The 18,994-nt window shown below is 43.3% G+C and carries 20 protein-coding genes; 12 read left to right on the top strand and 8 right to left on the bottom strand.

Going from position 1 to position 18,994, the window contains the following annotated elements:
• The first annotated feature begins 183 nt into the window (after positions 1–183).
• Positions 184–894, top strand: a complete 711-nt coding sequence (locus QNN06_RS26585) for a response regulator transcription factor (protein WP_284036273.1) — start codon at positions 184–186, stop codon at positions 892–894.
• Positions 872–2,245, top strand: coding sequence for a HAMP domain-containing sensor histidine kinase (locus QNN06_RS26580; RefSeq protein ID WP_284036272.1), 1,374 nt, complete (start codon positions 872–874; stop codon positions 2,243–2,245). Before QNN06_RS26585 ends, QNN06_RS26580 begins: the two co-directional genes overlap by 23 nt.
• A gap of 40 nt (positions 2,246–2,285) precedes the next feature.
• Here QNN06_RS26580 and QNN06_RS26575 read toward each other — a convergent pair whose 3' ends face one another.
• Positions 2,286–3,044: a (S)-benzoin forming benzil reductase gene (locus QNN06_RS26575; protein WP_284036271.1), complete on the bottom strand. Its 759-nt coding sequence runs from the start codon at positions 3,042–3,044 to the stop codon at positions 2,286–2,288.
• A 71-nt stretch (positions 3,045–3,115) separates the two neighbouring features.
• Here QNN06_RS26575 and QNN06_RS26570 point away from each other — a divergent pair, with 71 nt between their 5' ends.
• Positions 3,116–3,250, top strand: coding sequence for a hypothetical protein (locus QNN06_RS26570; protein WP_284036270.1), 135 nt, complete (start codon positions 3,116–3,118; stop codon positions 3,248–3,250).
• A 157-nt stretch (positions 3,251–3,407) separates the two neighbouring features.
• On the opposite strand, the gene QNN06_RS26565 is transcribed toward QNN06_RS26570, so the two are convergent.
• From QNN06_RS26565 to QNN06_RS26550, 4 genes are all read right to left on the bottom strand, one after another.
• Entirely contained in the window at positions 3,408–4,151 is a 744-nt protein-coding gene (locus QNN06_RS26565; protein WP_213117806.1) for an ABC transporter ATP-binding protein, read from the bottom strand.
• Positions 4,148–4,846: an ABC transporter permease gene (locus QNN06_RS26560; RefSeq protein WP_213117807.1), complete on the bottom strand. Its 699-nt coding sequence runs from the start codon at positions 4,844–4,846 to the stop codon at positions 4,148–4,150. The genes QNN06_RS26565 and QNN06_RS26560 overlap by 4 nt, the downstream gene beginning before the upstream one ends.
• A 62-nt stretch (positions 4,847–4,908) precedes the next feature.
• The gene (locus tag QNN06_RS26555; RefSeq protein ID WP_213117808.1) at positions 4,909–5,778 is read right to left on the bottom strand and encodes an ABC transporter substrate-binding protein; all 870 of its coding nucleotides are present in this window, start codon (positions 5,776–5,778) and stop codon (positions 4,909–4,911) included.
• Positions 5,775–6,719, bottom strand: a complete 945-nt coding sequence (locus tag QNN06_RS26550; protein WP_213117809.1) for a substrate-binding domain-containing protein — start codon at positions 6,717–6,719, stop codon at positions 5,775–5,777. The genes QNN06_RS26555 and QNN06_RS26550 overlap by 4 nt, the downstream gene beginning before the upstream one ends.
• A gap of 236 nt (positions 6,720–6,955) precedes the next feature.
• On the opposite strand from QNN06_RS26550, the gene QNN06_RS26545 reads away from it, so the two are divergent.
• Entirely contained in the window at positions 6,956–7,618 is a 663-nt protein-coding gene (locus QNN06_RS26545) for an FMN-dependent NADH-azoreductase (protein WP_213117810.1), read from the top strand.
• Between the two features lie 36 nt (positions 7,619–7,654).
• Here QNN06_RS26545 and QNN06_RS26540 read toward each other — a convergent pair whose 3' ends face one another.
• A complete protein-coding gene (locus tag QNN06_RS26540; RefSeq protein ID WP_213117811.1) occupies positions 7,655–8,437 on the bottom strand; it encodes an undecaprenyl-diphosphate phosphatase in 783 nt (260 codons plus the stop codon).
• A 196-nt stretch (positions 8,438–8,633) separates the two neighbouring features.
• Here QNN06_RS26540 and QNN06_RS26535 point away from each other — a divergent pair, with 196 nt between their 5' ends.
• Together QNN06_RS26535 and rodA are read left to right on the top strand one after the other, a co-directional pair.
• The gene (locus QNN06_RS26535) at positions 8,634–9,392 is read left to right on the top strand and encodes a DUF4931 domain-containing protein (RefSeq protein WP_217032119.1); all 759 of its coding nucleotides are present in this window, start codon (positions 8,634–8,636) and stop codon (positions 9,390–9,392) included.
• Positions 9,393–9,494: 102 nt separating this feature from the next.
• Complete coding sequence (rodA, locus tag QNN06_RS26530) at positions 9,495–10,664, top strand: rod shape-determining protein RodA (RefSeq protein ID WP_284036269.1); 1,170 nt, start codon at positions 9,495–9,497, stop codon at positions 10,662–10,664.
• A gap of 241 nt (positions 10,665–10,905) precedes the next feature.
• Here the strand turns inward: rodA and QNN06_RS26525 are convergent, their stop codons facing one another.
• Positions 10,906–11,895: an ABC transporter substrate-binding protein gene (locus tag QNN06_RS26525; protein WP_284036268.1), complete on the bottom strand. Its 990-nt coding sequence runs from the start codon at positions 11,893–11,895 to the stop codon at positions 10,906–10,908.
• Positions 11,896–12,148: 253 nt separating this feature from the next.
• Between QNN06_RS26525 and QNN06_RS26520 the strand changes: the two genes are divergently transcribed.
• Genes QNN06_RS26520 through QNN06_RS26500 form a run of 5 tightly spaced genes read left to right on the top strand, consistent with a single transcriptional unit; the run spans position 12,149 to position 16,050 of the window.
• Positions 12,149–13,153, top strand: coding sequence for a FecCD family ABC transporter permease (locus QNN06_RS26520; protein ID WP_284036267.1), 1,005 nt, complete (start codon positions 12,149–12,151; stop codon positions 13,151–13,153).
• A complete protein-coding gene (locus QNN06_RS26515; protein ID WP_217032115.1) occupies positions 13,150–14,205 on the top strand; it encodes a FecCD family ABC transporter permease in 1,056 nt (351 codons plus the stop codon). Before QNN06_RS26520 ends, QNN06_RS26515 begins: the two co-directional genes overlap by 4 nt.
• A 25-nt stretch (positions 14,206–14,230) precedes the next feature.
• Positions 14,231–15,052, top strand: a complete 822-nt coding sequence (locus tag QNN06_RS26510; protein ID WP_217032113.1) for an ABC transporter ATP-binding protein — start codon at positions 14,231–14,233, stop codon at positions 15,050–15,052.
• Positions 15,045–15,839 carry an IucA/IucC family C-terminal-domain containing protein gene (locus QNN06_RS26505; RefSeq protein WP_284036266.1) on the top strand — a complete coding sequence of 265 codons (795 nt, stop codon included), beginning with the start codon at positions 15,045–15,047 and terminating at the stop codon, positions 15,837–15,839. Before QNN06_RS26510 ends, QNN06_RS26505 begins: the two co-directional genes overlap by 8 nt.
• Positions 15,799–16,050: a DUF2573 family protein gene (locus QNN06_RS26500; RefSeq protein ID WP_217032109.1), complete on the top strand. Its 252-nt coding sequence runs from the start codon at positions 15,799–15,801 to the stop codon at positions 16,048–16,050. Before QNN06_RS26505 ends, QNN06_RS26500 begins: the two co-directional genes overlap by 41 nt.
• A 164-nt stretch (positions 16,051–16,214) precedes the next feature.
• Here the strand turns inward: QNN06_RS26500 and QNN06_RS26495 are convergent, their stop codons facing one another.
• On the bottom strand, positions 16,215–16,346 hold the full coding sequence (locus tag QNN06_RS26495) for a YuzL family protein (protein ID WP_213117818.1): 132 nt from the start codon (positions 16,344–16,346) through the stop codon (positions 16,215–16,217).
• 220 nt (positions 16,347–16,566) lie between these two features.
• Here QNN06_RS26495 and QNN06_RS26490 point away from each other — a divergent pair, with 220 nt between their 5' ends.
• Positions 16,567–18,954: a 3-hydroxyacyl-CoA dehydrogenase/enoyl-CoA hydratase family protein gene (locus QNN06_RS26490; protein ID WP_284036265.1), complete on the top strand. Its 2,388-nt coding sequence runs from the start codon at positions 16,567–16,569 to the stop codon at positions 18,952–18,954.
• Positions 18,955–18,994 lie beyond the last annotated feature (40 nt).

Genomic DNA, 18,994 nt, shown 5'->3' with positions numbered 1-18,994 from the left:
ACTACCATTCCGAAGAGGGGATTGCTTCGATAACTTGGGGGTCCGTCGAGCATCCCTTCTTCTTAGATGTTCTTATTTTAGCGGGAAAGATTGAAGATGTTATGAAGAACTTATGATGATTTTGTGAAGTTACAAAAATCACAGACCCAAGATGATATATTAAGGATATGGGGAGTGATAATAATGAAAATATTATTAGTCGACGATGAACGTAGAATCATAGAAGTTCTCGAAGCTTACCTTGAAAGAGAAGGCTATGAAATTCATAGTGCAGATAATGGGATAGATGCTCTGAAAAAGGCCAAAACCCTTCAGCCTGATATAATAATATTAGACCTGATGCTTCCCGACATATCAGGTGAAGAGGTTTGCCGGCTTGTCCGCAAGGAATCCGATGTACCAATTCTGATGCTGACGGCCAAGTCAGCTGAAGACGACCGAATTAACGGCATCGTCATGGGCGCGGATGATTATTTAACGAAACCGTTCAGCCCGCGCGAAGTCGTTGTCCGTGTTCAGGCCATTTTACGGCGCGTCAAAAAGACCGAAAAGGTGGACCGCGTTGAATTTAACAGAAAGAAACTGGCGATAGATTTAGAGAAAAAGGAAGTAACCGTTAACGGACAATATATTACGCTTACCCCCATTGAATACAAGCTGTTAACCAATATGGCGGGCAATCCCGGCCGGGTATACAGCCGTATGGATTTGCTCGAAAAAATTCAGGATGAAGGCATGTATTATGAAGGATATGAGCGCAGTGTTGATACCCATATCAAAAACCTGCGCAAAAAAATCGAGACCGACTCACGGCAGCCGGAGTTCATCATGACTGTTTTTGGCATGGGCTACAAATTTGGAGGGGTTCCCGATGCTGCAAACGCTCCGGTCTAAAATTCTCTTTTACCTGCTTTTGATTTCGATGATCGGTATATTGATCGTCAGCTTTTTTATTCAGTACGGTTTTGAAGAGAGTTTTAATAGTTACTTGGATCGGAATCGCGAAAAAAAGATTGATAGGGTGATAAACGAAATTGAAAAGGATTTTCGGCAAAATGGCCATTTTACAAGGGACCCGGTGTTTGCGATGCTGCACGAATATGCGATGGGTGACCAGCTTTATTTTCAGCTGTATGACCGCTACGGACAAATCCAGATGGACTCCTCCAATATCCGCAGCATGCTAAACAGTCTCGGCCTGACCGAACCGGAGCCAAGCGGTGAGGAATGGCATTCGAAAAATTATACACTTAAGGTCGACAACACCATGATCGGAAAACTCGTCGCCATTTATCCGGAGGGCTTAATTGATGACGAGTATACATTTATCCAAACTATCCAGTTATACATATATGCCGCCGTATGCTTGACAGTCGTTTTAGCGATTGTCTTCAGCATGCTTTTTTCAAAAAAATTAACTTCTGGTTTGAAAAAGCTCTCGTTTGCGGCCAATGAGCTGCAGCAGCACAATCTCAATATCCGCATCCCGTTAAAAGGGCTGCCAACCGAGGTCAAGCAGCTGGCCATTTCCTTTAATAATCTGGCAGAATCGCTGGCAAAGGAGGAAATGCTGCGGAAACAGTTTACGGGGGACTTGGCCCACGAGCTCCGAACCCCTCTTGCCACGCTGCGAAGTCAAATCGAGGCTTTTCAAGATGGAGTTTGGGAGCCAACCCAGCAGCGCCTGCAGGCCAGTCACGAGGAGCTGATGCGTTTGGTTAGGCTTGTGAACGAGCTGGAAAAATTGCTCGCTGCAGAAAACCCGCAAATGAAGCTCGAAAAAATAGAGCTCGATGCCGGCAGTGTGCTGGCGGCCTTATGGGAAATGTTTATGCCGATTTTTAAGGAAAAAGGAGTTCAGCTACATATTGAAGAGCCTGAGCAGGAGGAGATTTTTGAAGCAGACAAGGATCGCCTGATGCAAATTCTCTCTAATGTTCTTAACAATGCTTTGAAGTACACGCCGGAAGGAAAAAATGTGACCATTTCGGTGTCAACGGACCGCGATGGCTACGTCGGCTTTAAGATACAGGATGAAGGCTCCGGCATGGCGGAGGAAGACATTCCGCACATTTTCGAACGTTTCTATCGCGGAGATAAGTCCCGGGACCGAAAAACAGGTGGAGCGGGTATTGGACTTTCCGTTGTGAAAGCCTTAATGGACACTCATAAAGGGATGATCAAGGTGAAAAGCAGGCTTGGAAAAGGAACAACTATGACGTTGTGGTTTCCGCGGGAAGATTAGTGTAAAGAAAGGGCCGCATGATGTCGCTGCGGCCCTTTCTTTATTTAAGTAAATCGTTAATATGGTAAACCTTCCCGCTTTCAACAGTTCCGCTTAAGACGAGGTCTACTAGTGCTCCAGCCACTACATCCGCTTTTAATAGGACATTTTTTTCCTTAAACTCGATGAATTTTTCGAGATCTTTAAAGGCATCTTGGGATGAAGAGCGGATCGTTTCTTGCATCTTTGTATCCATGACCCCGGGGCTAAATGCGAAAATTTTATGATTGGTTCCTAATTCCCTCTGCTCAAGAGCCGCTGTTTGCGTGAACATATTTAACCCGGCTTTTGAGCTGCAATACACACTCCAGCCCTCAATCGGGTGGACAGCAGCACCCGAAGTCACATTGATGACCTGAATGGTAGTGTTTGTATGCTGGGCTTTATTTAAAAATAGATTGGTAATCAAGATTGGCGCAATTAAATTCACCTTGATGTTCCGAATAGTCGGGGTTTGGTCCAGGCTGCCAACCGTATGTATCGGCTCAATCACACCTGCGTTGTTGAAAAGAAGAATCTCTTCAGGCTCTCCTTTAAAGATAACATGGGCAACTTCCATAAAGACTTCCTGGATTTCTTTATCCAAGGAAAGATTGCAGGAAAAGTGTCTATAATTTACGCCTTTTTCAGCAGCAAGCTTTTTTAGTTCCTCATTTTCAGTTCGGGACACCGATATCACGGCCATTTGTTCTTCGAAAAGGCGCTTTGTAATGGCTTCGCCCAATCCCTTCGAGGCACCGGTAATAATCGCATATTTCATGGAAAAATCCCCCTTATTTTTCATCCTTTCATTATTTTATGTTTGTAAAAGGTTTAATTCAAGGAAGAGGCTTGGGAAAAATAAGTTCTATCGGCGGATCTAAGGAGGCAATCGGCGAATTTATGGTTTCTATCGGCGAATTGAAGCAGTTTATCGGCGGATTATATCAATCTATCGGCGAATCTTACTTCTATTGGCGAATCTAAGCACTCTATTGGCGAATTTTAACGTTCTATTGGCGTTTTGAAGGGTTCTATTGGCGAATTACGTCTTCCTATTGGCGAATCATAATTTCCCACCCCCATCAGTTAAGCCCGACAAATAAAAAAAAGCAGCCTCCCATAAAGGAAAACTGCAAAAATACTAACGTGCAATCGGATAGAACTTCTTCCACTCGTTTAGGAAGGACTGGGTGGAAGAATTGGGATGTTCAAGGACCCGAGGGGTAGGTCCGGATTGCTTTACTTCGCCGCCAACGATAATTGCCAGCCGGTTTGTTAGATAATGAATTTCCATCAAATCGTGGCTCACAAACACAGCAGTTGTCCCGGTTGTGGAAATAATCTCCTTAAAATCTTCCATGAGTTTGATTTTCGTAGGAAAATCTAATGCTGAAAATGGCTCATCAAGAAACAGGATTTCCGGCTCGACAATCATCGCTCGCGCCAAATTGACTCGTTGTGCCTCGCCGCCAGATAAATAGAGGGCATTTTTTTTCGCCAAATGACTAATCCCAAACAATTCCAGCCAGCGAGTAACTTTTTCCTTAATTTCACTTTTAGGAACCTTTCTTAACGTTAAACCAATTGCAATATTATAAAAAACAGTACCATCTAATAGTAACGACTGCTGCAGGGCAATTGAAAATTTCCGCCGCAACTCAAGAGGAGCGTTGCCAGAGGGAATTGTCTCACCGCGGTAAAGAATTTCACCACCCGAAGGCTTCTCCAAAAAAGCAATCAGCTTTAGCAAAGTGCTTTTTCCCGCACCGTTCGGGCCCATAATCCCCAGAAATTCGCCGCTTTCAATCTGAAATTCCGGAATGTTTAGGATGCTGCGGTTGCCCGCACGATAAGTGATATTTTTCATTTCAATTAACGGTGTCATGAGAAACGCCTCCTTTGCTGTAAAAAGGTTAACGCCGCTGTAATCATCAGGGCAAGGGATAACAGGATAAACGACAAAGCCAATGCAATATCGAAGTTACCTTTTGAAACCTCCATCACGATGGTGGTCGTTAGGATGCGGGTATCTCCCTGGATATTCCCGCCGACCATCATCGCGGCCCCCACCTCGGCAATGACACGGCCAAATCCCGCCATAATTGCAGCCACAATCGCAATTTTCGACTGCTTGACGAGAATCATTAATGTTTGCAACCTAGTAGCGCCAAGGGCCTTAATCTGTAGTAACATTTTTTCGTTAATTTGCTGGAAGGCTGAACTTGTCAAGCTTGTCACGATCGGCAATGAGACTAGTACTTGGGCCATCACAATGGCAGTCGGCGAATATAGAAGTCTCCACTCACCAAGCGGACCGGAACGCCATAAAAACATCGTTATCCACAGACCCGCAACAACCGGGGGCAGGCCCATGCCCATATTGATGAATAATAATAAAAACCGGCGTCCGCGGAATCGCGACAACCCAAGCAGGATCCCAAGCGGCAAACCAATGAGGGTGCTAATCAGAATGGCAATGAGACAAACTTTTAGAGTCAGCCATGTAATCGCAAAAACCTCGGGATTACCGGTAAATATCATCTCTATCGCTTTCTTCAGTCCATCGATTAGCAGTTCCATAAGTACCTCCTGGTGCCGGGAAGGCCGTCCAATTAAAGGGCGGCCTTCAGCTAAGTAAAATTTTATTCTGTATAGCTAATAAATAATGATTGTCCGTATTCTTTCTTGCCAAAGTTTTCAATGACTTCTTGAGTCTTCTTATCTACCATAAATTTAACAAACTTTTCTGCGTCTTTGCTGTTGACCATATTATGTTTTTCAGGATTAACCTGCATGACATGGTAAATGTTCATTAAATCTTGTCCGCCTTCAACGACGATTTTAAGCGTGTTTAGATTTTTCTCCTGGGCAAGCCATGTTGCGCGGTCTGTTAATACATAGCCTTTTTTCTCAGCCGCAACCTGAAGGGTTTGTCCCATTCCTTGACCAGTGGACACGTACCATTCTCCTTCTGGCTTGATCGTATCTGCCTGCCAGATGCTTAGTTCTTTTTTGTGTGTACCAGAGTCGTCACCGCGTGAAATGAAAACACCTTTCGTATCAGCAATCTTTTTGAAGGCTGCTTTAATGTCCTGGCCGCTAACATCGGCTGGGTTTTCCTTCGGCCCTACTAAAACAAAATCATTGTACATAACGCGTTTGTAGTTGATGGCATCGCCAGCGTCGACTACCGCTTTTTCGGCTGCGGGAGCGTGAACTAACAGGGCATCTGCTTCACCTTTTGTTCCCATTTCAAGGGCTTGTCCTGTACCAACGGCAATTGTTTTCACTTTTACGTTATTTTCTTTTTCAAACATTGGAATGATAACATCCAGCAGGCCGCTGTCCTGTGTGCTGGTAGTGGTTGCTAGAATCATTTCCGTTGGAGCTGGTTTCTCTGCTGCCTTCTTTTCTTTAGGAGCAGCATTTGTTTTCGTATCGGAATTGCCGCACGCTGATAAAATTAAAAGCATAAAAGCAAATAGAGTAATCAATAAACGATTTTTTCTCATAAAATTAGTTCCTCCGATGTAGTTGTTTGATAGATGATTTTTCCTAAATCTGAAACATCATAACCTTCGAGATTGGTTAAGCTGTTTTTGAAACTGTCTGATTGCAGAAAGCGAATGAGTTCCGCCAAGCTTTGTTTGTTCTCTTTTGTGAAGCGAAAAACAAGGTCGAAATTTTCCTTTGCAACCGGTACAAAATCAAGCCCTAACTGAATGGCAGCGGACTGAATGCCAAAGGCGACATCGACAATTCCCCGGCTTATGTAGGAGGCGGCAGATAGGTGGTTCCATTCTTCGTTCCCATAGCCAAAAATTTTACTAGGATCGATTCCATAGCTTGATAGTTTAGAATCTAGTAAAAATCGTGTTCCTGCCCCTTTTTGCCTGTTAATAAAATGCACGTCTTTTCTGGTCAGGTCGTGGAAATCCTGTATCCCTTTTGGATTCCCTTTGGCAACAATAAATCCTTGTTCTCGTGCAGCCAATCTCATCACCAAAATCGACTCATAAATAAATAACTGATGGATAAATGGCAGATTATATTCTTGTGATGTCGGGTCTAATAGATGGATGGCGGCAATATCAGATTGTCCACGATACAAGAGCATCAACCCTTCCAAACTTCCGATATAGGAAGGCTGGATTTGTAGGCTTAGGGCCCCCGCCGCCTGTTTGGAAAAATGCTCGACCAAAAAGTCGTGGCTGCCGGACAAACGAATTGGTACTGTATGATGGTAAACGGGTGAAGCCTGTTCTGCAGCCGGTTTCTTTGTTGGAGCTTTCATGTTTTCTTTATATCTTTCCAGTTCGGCATGTTCAATTCTCATTTTATTTCCTATTTTGAAGGCCTGGAGCTCTCCGCGTTTGATAAGCTCATAAACGGTGTGCTTGGAAATTTGAAAAATCTGGGCGACCTCATCGGGAGTATAGGCCTTTTCCTCCATAACAATCCCTCCTTTTGCCATTATTTTAAAAAAATCATATCATACTGAATGTGACTTTTGTTAAGTTTTGTAAGGTTTTATTAAGTTTTGTTTAGAAATGTCATGAATCGTTCATGGTTTTAATCAGAATTCATAATACGTTCACAAACTTCACCTATTGTTCAATAGTGAGCATATAAAGTTTGTTGTACTATTAATAGAAGGAGATTAATTTTTGAAAAAGGGAAGGGATTTGAATGTCCAAGCTTTTATATATAACCGCCAATCCGAAAATAGATTCAAAGCTTTCAAAGGGGGCACAGATCGGGGAAGTGTTTCTTGAAGAATTCAAGAAAATACAGCCAGATGTTGAAATTGAGCATATGCACCTTTACAGCATGGATATCCCGGAAATAGACATGGATTTATTATATGGCCGGGCTAAGCTTTCTTTTATGGGGTATACGAAGGACCAGTTGTCTGAAGACGAGCGGACGAAGCTTGAAAAAATGCATGCGCTGGCCGAGCGATTTATTGCGGCCGATTACTATGTGTTCGTGACGCCAATTTGGAATCTCGGCGCACCGCCGATTTTAAAATCGTTTATGGATTGTATGTTTCTTCACGGAAAAACCTTTACGAACACGGAAGCAGGTCCGAAAGGATTGCTGACAGGAAGGAAGGCACTTCATATCCAAACCCGCGGCGGCATTTATTCAACCGGCCCAATGGTCGAATTTGAAATGGGTGACCGCTATTTAAGAAAGGCGCTTGAATTCCTTGGCTTTGAATTAATGGACACCGTCTACGCAGAAGGGCTAGACCATTACCCAAAACAAATCCCGGAAATCATGGCAGCGGCAAAGGAAAAAGCGGCAGATGCGGCCAGAGAAATGGCGAAAGCAACTGTTACCATCTAAAAAACACGGCTCGCACCGGAATGCGAGCCGTGTTTTTTAGAATTTCCCGGTAAACTGAAAGAACAGGACGATTAATCCCAGCGCCCAAACGTACACTGCAAATGGCTTCAAGGAATGCTTTTTCAAATAGCCGATCATCCATCGGACCGCAATATAGCCGAAGAAGGCAGAAGAGACAATTCCGACGAGTAAGGCAGACAGTGAAATTTCCTCAGCGCTGCCGCCAAACAAATCCTTTGTTTGCAGAACAATCGCCCCGGCAATCGCCGGTGTTGACAACAGGAAGGAAAAATAGGCTGCTGTTTCCCGGTCCAATTTACGCCAAAGCGCCGCCACAATTGTCATTCCCGAACGCGAAATGGCCGGCATAATCGCTATCGCCTGGAACGTGCCGATGATAAAAGCATCCTTATAGCTGATGTCGTCCATCCTCTTATGGCCGTTTTTCGCCGAATCGGCCAGCCACAGGAATAAACCTGTAATTAAAAACTCCCAGCCAATCGTTACGCCTGTTTTAGAAATTTCATCAATATAATCTTTAAAGGCCAGTCCGAAGATCACTGCCGGAATCGTTCCGACAATAAGCAAAAACGTTAATTTACTAAACGGTTTCTTGAGGATTTTAATAAATTCATCCTTATAAAAGACGAACACAGCCAGCAATGTTCCAACATGCAGCATTGTATCAAGCAAAAGGCCTGCTTCCTGCAGTCCAAACAAATTTCTACCTAAATAAAGATGGCCGGTACTTGAAATCGGCAGAAATTCCGTCAGCCCTTGAATAATTCCGAGGATAAGTGCTTCAAGTTTTGTTAACATACATTCCCTCTCAGTTCATTTTTTTTTGGCTAAGCCTGTACATTCCATTCATATGCGTATTTTTACTTATTCATGAAAATCATCTGTGTTTTTACAGTTATGAAAAACAAATTATCTCCTAAAAGACAAAATAGGTGCAAAGGTACTGCATTCTCCCATAATATAAAAGTATAGCTTTCCTGAGAGGAGAATCGGGTTGGAAAATAAACATCTTTATTTTAATACTTCCATAGGGGTCAAAAAGCCGGAAAATTATCGTAATAAAGAGCAGGCTTGTCCATTTTGCGCCAGAGAAGAGCTTACCGACCTGATTGAGGTCGATGGTCCGATTATTCTCTTGAAAAATAAATATCCCGTATTGGAAAATGCCTATCAAACCGTGTTAATTGAAACGGACGATTGTCATGCGGAACTATCCACCTATTCAAAAGAGCATTTACATAGATTGATTAGATTTGGATTGAAGCATTGGCTGGAAATGGAAGAAAGCGGAGGCTTTAAGTCGGTTATTTTTTTCAAAAATCATGGTCCGTTATCTGGAGGCACCCTGGCCCATCCGCATATGCAAATTATTGGACTGAATGATCTTGACTATAAAGAAAAAGTCGAGCCTGAAATGTTTGATGGCATTGTGATTGCTGAAGAAAATGGAGTCCGATTTACGCTTTCCACAAAGCCGCGTGTTGGTTTTTACGAGTTTAATATGGAAATGCCGGAGTTCGGCTATCAAGAGCGCTTTGCGGAATACATGCAAATGGCTGCCGATTATATTCTTCATCATTTTCCCTTTAAGGCGACGAGCTATAATATTTTCTTCCATCATCTTGATGGGAAAATTTACGCCAAGGTTGTACCTAGGTTTGTAACGACGCCGCTCTATATTGGCTACGGTCTTCCACAGGTGCCGAACAATCTGAATTGGATGGCGGACGAGCTGAAGCGAATTTATTTTTAGAATATGTAAATTCACCCAAACACGGTTTGAAAGTTGTGATTTGTGTTCATTAAAAATATAATGGAGGAATGTACAAGTCTTTTTTTAAGGTGGGACTTCTTCGTGACTTCAAAGAACACAACCTCCAAGATTGATTACAGTCTTGTTTTGATAGTATTATTGTTGTTTTTGGCTAGCTGTGTGTCGATATATAGTGCGCAGGCGAGCGGTCAATATAAGGAAAACTTTCTGCTGAAGCAAATTGTCTGGTATGCGGTTGGCGGCGGGATTGTCGCGGCGGTGATGACGCTGGATTCCGATCAGCTCCGCAAATTAACCTGGTACGCTTACGGCTTCGGGATCTTTTTGCTCGGCTTTTTAATTGTTGCTCCGACCAGCATTGCTCCTTTGATCAACGGGGCGAAAAGCTGGTATAAGGTTCCTGGCATGGGTTCTTTGCAGCCTTCTGAGTTTGTAAAGATTTTTATCATTTTGGCACTGGCGCGGGTGATTGATGACCATCACCATAAAAATCCTGTCAAAACATTGCAGACCGATTTCTGGCTGTTGGTGAAGCTTGGTCTTGTGACGATGGTGCCGCTGCTCTTAGTGATGCAGCAGCCAGACTTAGGAACCTCGCTCGTATTTCTGGCCATTTTATTAGGGATGATCTTTATCTCGGGCATTTCTTGGAAACTGCTTGTGCCCATTTTCTCAGCCGGAATCGTGCTTGCATCAACAATTCTCTATTTTGTTTTATGGAAGCCTGATTTGCTGGAAAAATATCTAGGTGTTAAACAGTATCAGTTCGGCCGGATTTATTCATGGCTTGACCCTTATAATTTCCAAAGCTCAGCCGGTTATCAGCTAACCAAATCGTTAATGGCGATTGGCTCTGGGCAAACTGGAGGGAAAGGCTATGGCCACCGGGAAGTATATTTGCCGGAAAGCCATACTGACTTTATTTTCAGTGTTGTCGGCGAAGAATTCGGCTTTATTGGCGCAAGTGTGCTGATTAGTTTATTCTTTTTGCTTATTTACCATATTACAAAGGTCGGAATGGAAACAAAGAATCATTTTTATACCTATATTTGTGTTGGTGTCATCAGCATGATTACCTTCCATGTCTTCCAAAACATCGGCATGACCATCGGCGTCCTGCCAATCACCGGTATTCCGCTCCCGTTCATCAGTTACGGGGGAAGCGCGTTGATGGGGAACATGCTGGGGCTGGGATTGATTTTTTCCATTAGGTATCATTATAAAAAGTATATGTTTTCGACAACGGCATAACTGGTTTGAAAAAGAGCGACATGGTTCCGCTCTTTTTTTTCTGTCAATATGGGGGTTGGCGGATTATATTTGAAAATCGGCGGATATCCCCCTGAACTTGGCGAATAACTCCTATATTTCGGCGGATACCTGCCCCAACTCGGCGGATACCCTCTAAATATGTCTCCAAAGGAGAAAGAGCAGGGCTATTGTCTTGCCCTGCTCTTTCAATGTGAATTGTATAAAGGAATTTAAAAAAAAACTATTTCTTAAGCATGATTTTTTCAAGATCATCGAGCATCAAGTTTGCCGCAATAACCCCTCCGGCAGTGTTCCAAACAGCATCGCTAACCTCATGGGCATTGCCGTTTTTAACAACATTTAAGTTTTTCCAAAGAGGGTCCGTTGTCCATTCCTTAGCAGTATTTAAAGCAGTCTGGTCGCCGTTAGGAGCGTAAGTGAAGTAGAAAAGAACGTCCGCGTCCATTTTCGGAATCACTTCCTTGCCAACTTCGACAGCCAGGTTGCCAAGTTTATTAGAAGGTGTAAATAGCTCTGCCTGCTGGGCAGCACGCTTAAATCCTAACTCGTTAAAAATCACCCCAGAGAAGGAATCTGTATAATAGATTCGGGATTTTCCAGCCATAAAGCGGACGACTGAAACCTCCTGATTTACTTTGTCACCGAGTTTTTCCTTTAATGATGCAACTTTATTATCGAAATCGCTTAACACCTTGTTGCCTTTTTCTTCTTGATTGACAGCTTTTGCATATAATTTAAAGTTTTCCTTCCAGTCTCCCCGTAATGTTTCTGAAAAAACCGTCGGAGCGATGGCGCTTAACTGGTTATAAACCGCTTCCTGACGCAGCTTGTTCCCGATAATTAAATCCGGCTTCAAAGCAGCGATTTTTTCAACATTAACTTCGCTTTCAGTTCCAACAACTTCTACGCCATTCATGTCTTTTTTAATATGATCATACCATGGGTCACCAAGCCAGGATTGAACCGCGCCGGCTGGTTTAATGCCTAAAGCTAATAATGCTTCAGTTCCTTCGTTTGTCAAAACCACCACGCGTTTAGGTGTCCCCTTAATTGTTGTAGAGCCCATCGCATGATCAACTGTATACGACTTTTCAGCAGTTTTTCCAGTTTCTTTTTTCTCTGTTGATTTTTCTGTATTTCCGCCGCAAGCTGCTAATAAGAAAACAGCCATGACGGAAAAGAGAGTTAAAAATGATTTTAAAGCTTTCATAAAGGTATGTATCCTCCTTATTCAAATGTGAATGATAATCATTTTCAATTACATCCTAATCATAAAGTGCCTGCCGTTCAGCTGTCAACAGTTTTATTGAAAATGATTTTCAAAATCAATGACAATTTCATGAAGGCAGGCAGCATCATAATTGAAAACTATTATCAATTTAATTGACAATCATTATCAATTAGAGATAGACTAAAGTAGCGAGAGGATTTAACTAAGGATAAAGAGAGAAAGGTTTTTCAACATGCTTTTAAAAAGTTCTTCCTTAAAATTGGCCGGCTTATTGGCGGCTATTATTCTAATGCTGTTACTTATGTGTGCCAGTGTCATCTTCGGATATACAGACACGAATTTGCAGATGGCAATTGACGCTTTTACAAACAATAATGGCTCAAATGAGCATATCATCATTCAAACGGTCCGGCTGCCGCGGGCACTGATTGCTTCCGTAGTCGGAGCAAGCCTCGCCATTGCCGGAGTGCTAATGCAAACCTTAACGAAAAATCCGTTGGCATCACCAGGGATTTTTGGGATTAATGCGGGGGCAGGGTTCGCTGTAGTCGTCGCGATTACCTTATTCTCTATTGATAGTACTCAGGGATTTAATGCCTTAGCCTTTCTTGGAGCTGCGGTCGCGGCTATCAGCGTATATGTCATTGGCTCCGTAGGACGCGGCGGCTTAACACCAATGAAACTCACATTAGCGGGTGCGGCAATGGCGGCTATGTTCTCGTCTTTTACGCAAGGCTTGCTTGTTTTGAACGAAGCCCTTTTGGACCAGGTGCTGTTTTGGCTCGCTGGTTCGGTCTCAGGCCGCAAGCTCGAAACGCTTGTTTCAGTCTTGCCATACATAGGAGTAGGCTGGCTTGGTTCCCTCATGATTTCTGGAAAAATGAATATCCTTGCTATGGGGGAAGATGTAGCGAAAGGACTGGGGTTGAATACAGGGTTCATTAAAATTGCCATCGGGGTGCTAGTCATTTTATTAGCAGGAGGATCGGTTACCGTGGCCGGACCGATCGGTTTTGTAGGGATTGTCGTTCCTCATATCACCAGGTCGATTGTAGGAATTGACCATCGCTGGGTCATTCCGATGGCCGGGGTTTTAGGTGCAATCCTATTATTGGCAGCCGATATTGCTGCTAGATATTTGTTAATGCCGTCAGAGGTTCCTGTCGGCGTGATGACTGCCATCATTGGAACTCCGTTCTTCATTTTCATTGCAAGAAAGGGGTTCAATGCACGATGAGCAAATATAAAAATTTCCGTCTGTTAAATGGCAGCTTTTCGGTTTTAATGGACCGAAAAGCTGGGATTATTTTTACCGTCCTGCTGATCATCACGTTTGCGGTTTTTGTCCTAAGTACGGGATCCGGGGAAATGAAAATTAATCCTCTGACAGTTTTAAAGGTTTTATTGGGCTCCGGGCCGGATATGGAGACGCTGGTGATCACCTCCTTCCGCCTGCCGCGCATTATTGTCGCCCTTATTGTCGGCATGTGTTTAGCGACTGCTGGCGGTATTTTGCAAGGGATGATCCGCAATCCGCTGGCCTCTCCTGATGTGCTGGGAATTACCGGCGGGGCGGCCGTTGCTGTTGTCGGCTTTTTAGCGATATTTAGCGACAAAAACCATTCGCTGACAGTAAGTATTGCCTGGTTACCGCTTGCCGCTTTTATTGGCGCTGGGGTTGTAGCATTTTTAGTTTATTTCCTTGCTTGGAAAAATGGAGTTTCATCGATTAGGCTTGTGTTAATAGGAATCGGAATTTCCACCCTTATGCAGGCATTAACAACCCTCTTGATGGTGATGGGTCCCATTTATCAGGCGAGTCAGGCAAATATTTGGATTACCGGAACCGTCTATGGCTCCAATTGGAAAAACGTCGCCATTCTTGCCCCGTGGGCTGTGATTTTTTTGATTCTTGCCTTTGTGGCAGCGCGGACGCTAAATATCCAAGAGCTTGGCGATGACATAGCGACTGGCTTGGGTGAAAAGGTTCAGAAACATCGCTTTCTATTATTAATGATAAGCACGGCACTAATCGGAGGTTCCGTGGCATTTGCCGGCGGCATTGGCTTTGTCGGATTAATGGCACCGCATATGGCTCGCAGACTTGTCGGGTCGTCCTTTGGTGCGTTGCTGCCGGTTTCGGCTTTGCTTGGCGGAATCCTTGTGATGCTTGCAGACCTTATTGGCCGGACGATGTTTTCACCGTTGGAGGTGCCGGCTGGAGTATTTACAGCAGGAATCGGTGCCCCTTACTTTATTTACTTACTTTTTAAAACTAGAAATATTTAAATCTTGCTGAAGGAGTTGGCTTTATATGACGATTTCGATTGAAACAAAGGAGTTGTCCATATCCTACGGGGAAACTCTCATCATAAAGGAATTAGATTTAAAAATTCCAAAGGGTGAAATTACTGTCTTTATAGGTGCAAATGGATGCGGAAAATCAACTCTGCTTCGTTCAATTGCCCGTCTTCTAAAGCCGAAAAGCGGCTCTGTTCTTCTTGATGGTAAAGCAATCTCCAAATTATCGACAAAGGAGATTGCAAAAAAAATGGCCATTTTGCCACAGTCACCGACTGCACCTGAAGGCTTAACTGTCCTGCAGCTTGTTAAACAGGGACGATATCCACACCAAACTTGGCTTCGGCAGTGGTCGAAAGAGGATGAGAAAAAGGTAAACGATGCTCTTAAAGCAACACGGCTAGAGGATTTAAAGGACAGACCTGTGGATTCCCTTTCCGGCGGCCAAAGACAGCGGGCTTGGATTGCCATGACTCTGGCTCAGGATACGGAAATTATTTTACTAGATGAGCCGACAACGTATTTGGATATGACCCACCAAATCGAGATTCTTGATTTGCTTTTTGAATTAAATGAACAGAAAAAACGGACGGTGGTCATGGTGCTACACGATCTAAATCTTGCCTGCCGTTATGCCCATAATATTGTCGCCATCAAGAATCAAAATGTCTGCGCCCAGGGAAAGCCGGAGCATGTGATCAACTGCAGCCTGGTGAAAAACGTATTTGATATGGACTGCGAAGTAACAATGGACCCGTTGTTCGGGACGCCGCTTTGCATTCCTTATGGCAAGGGAAGATGTATTCTAGATAAGGCGGCCGCTGTCAATGGATAAACTACTTACGGAGAAGGAAACCACTGAATTAAGTAAATACAGGTTCAACGCAGAGCTTGACAGATTTTTTGAGGCTTCTAATGTTTTGGATGAAGCCTTTTTGAAAAAATTTATGGCGAATTTATCGAGTAGAATCGGCGCCTCCTCGGAAAAAGTAGCGGCCTCCATTTTTATCAAACGGTATGCATTTCTGGCGGTTATTGCGCTTTATGCAATGACAGCGTGGAGTAAGAAAATCAATGTTTCTTTGGATGGTGTGACAATGGAATCCGCCTCCGGGGAGGGTAATTGGCTACCGTCTTTTTCTTTCAAGGATATAACAGTCCAAGAGTGGAATGGTGCCGTAGCGCGTTCCGAATGGCGCAAACGTGTAATTAGGGATCTTTTTGCGAAAAATATTTACCCGATTATAGCTTTCTTTGAAAAGACATTTGGTATTTCGCGATTCATTTTATGGGAAAATATCGCAGTGTATGTATTTTGGGTGTACGAATCCGAGTTAACAGAACATGAGAATGCTTTAGAAGATTTTACATTTCTAATCTTTGAAGCAAATGGTTCTTTGTTTGGACGCTATAAACAGAACCCTTTGCAAAAATATTACGCTGAAAAAAGTTATCTGGAAGAATGGTCAGAAGAGGTGCGGATCAGAAAAACGTGCTGCTTTACATATCAGCTGGAAGGGAGCAGCAAACGCTGCAAAACCTGTCCGTGCAATCTAAATGCCAAGAATGGGAGGTGTCAGGATGGAGAAGGATTTTGCTCAGCAATTCGAGGCCTTGCTTGAAAAATACAGTGAGCTGTTGGTTGGCCAAACAGATGAAGCAACAAAGGAAAAAGTAAAGGCATGGGCGTTGTACTCCCATATTGCCAAGTCAATGCCCGCACTAATTGGCCATTGGAGTGCGCTTTATCCGGAAGCGCGCGCGGAGATGAAGGAAATTATTAACGATATTAAAGTCTTAAATGAGCAGCATCGGAAATCGAATCAAAAGTAATTTTGCAATTCGCCAATAGAAGTCTGTGATTCGCCAATAGAACGCTTAAATTCGCCAATAGCACTCAAAAATTCGCCAATAGAAATTCCAAAAGAGCATTTTTAATGCGAATTTTATCAAAGAAGGTGCTCCAAGTTTAATTCAGGAGCACCTTCTTTTATAAATTATCGTTTAAATTGACTATTCTGGCTGTTTTGCTTGTCCACTCCGCTTGCTTCGCGGCCCGGTCCGGCATTTCCTTGCACACTCGCTGCGCTGACGCCTGCCTTAGACGGATTTTTTTTCATTTTCGCCATCGTTTATCACCTCAAAACATAGGTTGCCCAGCCCCCAAAATATATATCGTAGTGAGAAGAAGAATCATTATTCAAAAAAATTTCAATTTTCCACGTTTACCGATTGCACAATTTTTTGAAATATCTTATAGTAATTAGTAGTAAAACTCATTCAGGTGTTTGAAATTTTTTTTACCCAAAAAATGAATGAAGATTCATTCAAAGTTTGAAGGGGGAGACAATGTTGAACCAATTAATCAAAAAAGCAGCCGTTTTAGGATCCGGAGTGATGGGATCAGGTATTGCGGCACATCTAGCAAATATCGGCATTCCAACACTATTATTGGATATCGTGCCACGTGAATTGACAAAAGAAGAAACAGCCAAAGGACTTACATTAGAAGATAAACAGGTACGTAACCGCATCGCAGCCACAAACATTCAAAAATTACTTAAGCAAAAGCCAGCACCACTTTCAGCTAAAAAGAATATCGCGCTAATCGAAGCAGGTAACCTTGAGGATGACTTAGAGAAACTAAAAGATGTAGACTGGGTGATCGAAGTAGTCGTTGAAAACCTCAATGTTAAGAAGCAAGTTTTTGAAAAAGTTGACCAATATCGCAAACCAGGCAGCATCATTAGTTCTAATACTTCCGGTATTTCTGTTGAAGCGATGGTGGAAGGCCGTTCAGAGGATTTCCAAAAGCACTTCCTTGGAACACACTTTTTCAACCCACCGCGCTACCTGAAATTATTAGAGATTATCCCTACACAATATACTGATGCAGAAGTGCTTTTATTCATGAAAACATTTGGCGAGGATGTATTAGGTAAAGGTGTTGTAGTAGCGAAGGATACACCAAACTTTATCGCCAACCGCATCGGAACTTACGGCCTGCTCGTAACTGTCCGCGAAATGTTAAAGGGCGGGTACAGTGTCGGTGAAGTTGATTCCCTCACGGGTCCACTAATTGGTCGTGCAAAAAGTGCTACCTTCCGAACTCTTGATGTAGTTGGACTAGATACTTTCTATCACGTTGCTGGAAACGTGTACGAAAAAGTCGAAGGCCATGAGAAGGAAGTTTTTGAAGTACCTGCTTTCCTTAAGCAAATGATTGAAAACGGCTGGTTAGGAAGCAAGTCTGGGCAAGGTTTCTTCAAGAAACAGGGTAAAGAAATTCTTGAATTGGATCCACATACACTTGAATACGGACCGCGCAAAAAACTGTCCACTCCTTCCATGGAGTTGGCGAAACAGGAAAAAGGCACTGGCAACAAATTGAAAGCGCTTGTTTATGCAAATGACCGTGCAGGACAATTCTTGTGGAATACCAACTCTCAAAACTTAGTTTATTCGGCTAAGCTTTTAGGAGAAATTGCAGATGATATCGTGTCCATCGACCGGGCCATGAAATGGGGCTTTGGCTGGGAGCACGGACCGTTCGAAGCATGGGATGCAATCGGTGTTGAAAAATCAGTAGCGAAGATGAAGGAACAAGGCATGGAAATCCCTGCATGGGTAACCGAAATGCTTGAAAAAGGCTTCACCACCTTCTATAAAGAAGAAAACAACGAGCTTTACTACTACGATAAAGGTGAATACAAGCTTGTTGAGTTCAATCCAAAGGTGATTGACCTTAAGAAAATTAAGAAGCAAAAAGGCGTTATTAAGAAAAACAGCGGTGCAAGCTTAATCGATATCGGTGATGGTGTAGCACTCTTAGAGTTCCATTCACCAAACAATGCACTCGGTATGGACTCAATCCAAATGATCAACTTTGCTATTGATGAAGTGGAGAAAAACTACAAGGGCCTTGTCATCGGTAACCAAGGCAAGAACTTCTGTGTAGGTGCAAACCTGGCGATGATGCTGATGGAAGCCCAGGATGACAACTATTGGGAACTCGACATGGTAGTTCGTCAGCTTCACAAAGCATTATTAAAAGTAAAATACAGCGCCAAACCGGTTGTCGCAGCGCCATTTGGCATGACACTTGGCGGCGGTGCTGAGGTTTGCTTGCCATCTGCACATATTCAAGCTTCTGCTGAAACGTATATGGGTCTTGTTGAAGTCGGTGTCGGTCTACTGCCTGGCGGAGGCGGAAACAAAGAACTTTACATTAAGCACTTGGAAAACATTCCAAACGGCGTACAATTTGACCTGCAGCAGGTTGCCAATAAAGTTTTTGAAGCAATTGCCACTGCGAAGGTTTCCACTTCAGGTGAAGAAGCACGCGAAAATAACTTCTTAAGCAAAGCCGACGGCATCAGCGTCAACGGCGACCATCTCTTATACGATGCGAAGCAGGCTGTTCTTGCACTGCATGAGAAAGGCTACAAAGCACGCGTGAAGAAAAAGGTTCCAGTTGTTGGTGAAACTGGTTATGCCACGCTTTTACTTGGCGCAGAAGCGATGAAGCTATCTGGCTATATTTCCGAGCATGATCTAAAAATTGCGAAGAAAATAGCCTACGTTATTGCCGGCGGTAAAGTACCATATGGTACTGAGGTCGACGAGGAATATCTATTAGACCTTGAAAGAGAAGCTTTCTTAAGCTTAATCAAAGAACCGAAAACACAGCAGCGCATGCAGCACATGCTTGTGAAAGGGAAGCCGTTAAGAAACTAGAAAACGAGCTCTAAGCATTAAAAATTATGAGACAGCCAGG

The sequence above is a fragment of the Neobacillus sp. 114 genome (assembly GCF_030127045.1).
Taxonomy (GTDB): Bacteria; Bacillota; Bacilli; order Bacillales; family Cytobacillaceae; genus Neobacillus; species Neobacillus rhizophilus.
The sequence above is the reverse complement of the archived record's forward strand: the minus strand, read 5'-3'. Positions and strand labels throughout refer to the sequence as shown.

Coding starts and splice junctions, on each gene's coding strand:
- QNN06_RS26520 (WP_284036267.1), top strand. CDS start 12,149: ATGCTTTTAAAAAGTTCTTCCTTAAAATTGGCCGGCTTATTGGCGGCT.
- QNN06_RS26550 (WP_213117809.1), bottom strand. CDS start 6,719: ATGGAGGAAAAGGCCTATACTCCCGATGAGGTCGCCCAGATTTTTCAA.
- QNN06_RS26505 (WP_284036266.1), top strand. CDS start 15,045: ATGGATAAACTACTTACGGAGAAGGAAACCACTGAATTAAGTAAATAC.
- QNN06_RS26540 (WP_213117811.1), bottom strand. CDS start 8,437: ATGTTAACAAAACTTGAAGCACTTATCCTCGGAATTATTCAAGGGCTG.
- QNN06_RS26545 (WP_213117810.1), top strand. CDS start 6,956: ATGTCCAAGCTTTTATATATAACCGCCAATCCGAAAATAGATTCAAAG.
- QNN06_RS26565 (WP_213117806.1), bottom strand. CDS start 4,151: ATGACACCGTTAATTGAAATGAAAAATATCACTTATCGTGCGGGCAAC.
- QNN06_RS26560 (WP_213117807.1), bottom strand. CDS start 4,846: ATGGAACTGCTAATCGATGGACTGAAGAAAGCGATAGAGATGATATTT.
- QNN06_RS26580 (WP_284036272.1), top strand. CDS start 872: ATGCTGCAAACGCTCCGGTCTAAAATTCTCTTTTACCTGCTTTTGATT.
- QNN06_RS26555 (WP_213117808.1), bottom strand. CDS start 5,778: ATGAGAAAAAATCGTTTATTGATTACTCTATTTGCTTTTATGCTTTTA.
- QNN06_RS26515 (WP_217032115.1), top strand. CDS start 13,150: ATGAGCAAATATAAAAATTTCCGTCTGTTAAATGGCAGCTTTTCGGTT.
- QNN06_RS26500 (WP_217032109.1), top strand. CDS start 15,799: ATGGAGAAGGATTTTGCTCAGCAATTCGAGGCCTTGCTTGAAAAATAC.
- QNN06_RS26525 (WP_284036268.1), bottom strand. CDS start 11,895: ATGAAAGCTTTAAAATCATTTTTAACTCTCTTTTCCGTCATGGCTGTT.
- QNN06_RS26585 (WP_284036273.1), top strand. CDS start 184: ATGAAAATATTATTAGTCGACGATGAACGTAGAATCATAGAAGTTCTC.
- QNN06_RS26495 (WP_213117818.1), bottom strand. CDS start 16,346: ATGGCGAAAATGAAAAAAAATCCGTCTAAGGCAGGCGTCAGCGCAGCG.
- QNN06_RS26575 (WP_284036271.1), bottom strand. CDS start 3,044: ATGAAATATGCGATTATTACCGGTGCCTCGAAGGGATTGGGCGAAGCC.
- QNN06_RS26490 (WP_284036265.1), top strand. CDS start 16,567: ATGTTGAACCAATTAATCAAAAAAGCAGCCGTTTTAGGATCCGGAGTG.
- QNN06_RS26510 (WP_217032113.1), top strand. CDS start 14,231: ATGACGATTTCGATTGAAACAAAGGAGTTGTCCATATCCTACGGGGAA.